Source organism: Streptomyces recifensis (assembly GCF_002154615.1).
GTDB classification, from domain to species: domain Bacteria; phylum Actinomycetota; class Actinomycetes; order Streptomycetales; family Streptomycetaceae; genus Streptomyces; species Streptomyces griseoluteus.
The window spans coordinates 1-2601 of record NZ_MUNH01000701.1 but is presented as its reverse complement, the minus strand read 5'-3'; the positions used below and the strand labels follow the sequence as shown (position 1 = coordinate 2601).

Genomic DNA, 2601 nt, shown 5'->3' with positions numbered 1-2601 from the left:
CGGACGGCTGCTGCCCGGCGGGGAGGGCAGGCCCGCCCGGCTGGCCGGTACCGTCGCGGACGCCACCAAGCTGCGCTCCGACGTCACCGACGTGGCGCGCGTCCAGCGCCTCGCCGCCGACCTCGCCACGGCGGGCACCGTCAAGGACGTGGGGCACGCCGTCGTCGACGCCCTGCGCAAGCCGCTGCGCGCCGACCGCATCGCGCTGGCCGAACTGGAGAACGACCGCCTCGTCGTCACCGTCCTCGACCCGCCCGAACCCGAGGCGTGGCCCGAACTGTGGCGGACCGAGTGGCGCGGGGAGTGGCCCGACGCCCCCGTGCGCGCCATGCCCGCCCTCGCCGCCGCCCTGCGCGACGGCCGCGCGCACATCTGGCCCGCCGGCTCCGCCCTGGAGGCGAGCCTCGCCGGAGTCGGCCCCGGCGGCCTCTCCGTGCTGCCGCTGCCCGCGGGCGGCCGGATGGCCGGGGCCTGCCTGATCGGCTGGGACCGCCCGCACGAGTTCGCCCCGGACGAACGCGCCCTGCTCACCGCCTGCGCCGCCCTCGCCGGGCAGGCCCTGCGCCGCGCCCACGCCTTCGACGCCGAGCACGAACTCGTCGGCATGCTCCAGCGCACCCTGCTGCCCCACCGGCTGCCCCGGCTGCCCGGTGCCGAGGCCGTCGCCCGGTACCTGCCCGCCACCGAGGGCCTGGAGGTCGGCGGCGACTGGTACGACGTGATCCCGCTCGCCGACAACCATGTGGCCTTCGTCATCGGCGACGTGCAGGGCCACAACGCGGGCGCGGCCACCCTGATGGGCCAGATGCGCACCGCCCTGCGCGCCTACGCCGCCGAGGGCCACCCGCCCGACGTGGTCGTGGCCCACGCCAACCGGCTTCTCCTGGACATGGAGACCGACCTCTTCGCCACCTGCGTCTACGTCGACATCGACATGGAGCAGGGCACGGCCCTCTGCGCACGCGCCGGGCACCCGCAGCCGGTGCTGCGCCACCCGGACGGCAGCACCGAGATCGTGGAGGCCGAGGGCGGACCGCCGCTCGGGGTCCTCACCCGGGCGGAGTACCCGATGACACCGCTGAAACTCAAACCCGGCACGGTCCTCGCGCTCACCACCGACGGCCTGGTCGAGTCGTCCGGCACCGACCTCGACACCGGCATGGACCGGCTCGCCCGCGACCTCGCCGCCGCCGACCCCGCCCATCTCGGCCAGACCGCCGACACCCTGCTCGCGGGCGCCCACCGGGGCGACGACGTGGCGCTGCTGCTGGTCCGCTACGACGGCATGGCCGTGCGCCCGCGCCGCGAGAGCTGGAGCGTGTGGCGGGTCCCGGAGGCGGTACGGCACGCCCGGCGCTTCGTCCGCCGCACCCTGCGCGCCTGGGAGCTGCCGAGGGACATCGCCGACACCGCCCTGCTGGTGGTGTCCGAGCTGGTCACCAACGCCCTCGTGCACACCGAGGGGCAGGTACGGCTGGACCTCAGCCTGGTCGGGCACCGGCTGCGCATCGCGGTCACCGACTCCTCGCCGCGCGGGCCCCTCAAGCCGACCAGCGTCGGCTGGGAGGCCACCGGCGGCCGGGGCATCCTGCTGGTCGAGGCGGTCTCGCACGCCTGGGGGACCGTCCCGGTCAGCGGCGGCAAGCAGGTGTGGGCGGAGCTGGTGACGGACGAGGCGTGAGGGGCGGGTGGGGGATGAGAGACCTCGACGAGGCGGGCGACGACGCCGGGAGACGGGCCTTGGCGGACAGCGCGGACGGCGGCCCCGAGTGGCGGGTTCGCCCGGCGTGCCTAGGGTCGGTTGGTGTGGCACACACCTTCGAAGAACTGGTCCAGAAGCAGCGCGCGGCGGCCGCGGCACACGCCACCGTGAAGGGACTGCGGGACACCTACGGGCCCCCGGCCGAGCGGGCGATGACCGGCGCGCAGTCCGGGACGTACGAGACCGCCCTGCGCGCCTGGCGCGACCTGGCCCGCGACGTGCAGACCGCGCTCAGCGAGTACGCCCGTGACACCGGACGGTCCCGCTCCGAGGTCGAGGCCGAGGTGGAACGCGCCGCGGCCGCCGAGGACTGACCGGCGATGGCGGCGTGAAGGCCCGGCACCCCCGTGGGTGCCGGGCCGGGTGGGCGTGCTCAGGCGTGGGTCTTGGCCAGCAGCTCGAGGATCTCCGCCGTCGTACCGCTCTCACCGAGACGGGGGAAGATCCGCTCGACGCTGTTGGTGTGCGCGTCCGCGTCGGCGTCGGCCATGGCGTCGGTGGCCAGGGTGACGTGGTAGCCGGCCGCGTACGCGTCACGGGCGGTGGACTCCACGCCGATGCTGGTGGCGATGCCGGTGAGCACGATCTGCGTGACGCCCCGGCGGCGGAGCTGCACCTCCAGGTCGGTGCCGAACAGGGCGCTCCAGTTGTGCTTGGTGACCAGGACGTCCCCGGCGTGCCCGGTCAGCTCGTCCACGATCACGTCCCAGCCCTCGGGAAAGGACAGGCCCCGCGCCTGGCGCTCGGTGCGGCCGGGCACGGCGTCCGCGCCGTCGGCGGCGAAGGAGACCCGGACCAGCACCACGGGCAGGTCGCGGGCGCGGAAGGCGTCGGCCAGC

At 75.6% G+C, this 2601-nt stretch carries 3 protein-coding genes; 2 read left to right on the top strand and 1 reads right to left on the bottom strand.

Going from position 1 to position 2601, the window contains the following annotated elements; translation table 11 throughout:
* A partial coding sequence (locus CCN33_RS28585; protein WP_086696299.1) for an ATP-binding SpoIIE family protein phosphatase occupies positions 1–1681 on the top strand: 1681 nt, incomplete at its 5' end.
* A gap of 125 nt (positions 1682–1806) precedes the next feature.
* Positions 1807–2076 (top strand): hypothetical protein, encoded by a 270-nt coding sequence (locus tag CCN33_RS28580; RefSeq protein WP_086696298.1) that lies wholly within the window; start codon positions 1807–1809, stop codon positions 2074–2076.
* Positions 2077–2135: 59 nt separating this feature from the next.
* Here the strand turns inward: CCN33_RS28580 and CCN33_RS28575 are convergent.
* On the bottom strand, positions 2136–2601 hold a 466-nt coding region (locus CCN33_RS28575), incomplete at its 5' end, for an isochorismatase family protein (protein ID WP_107484014.1).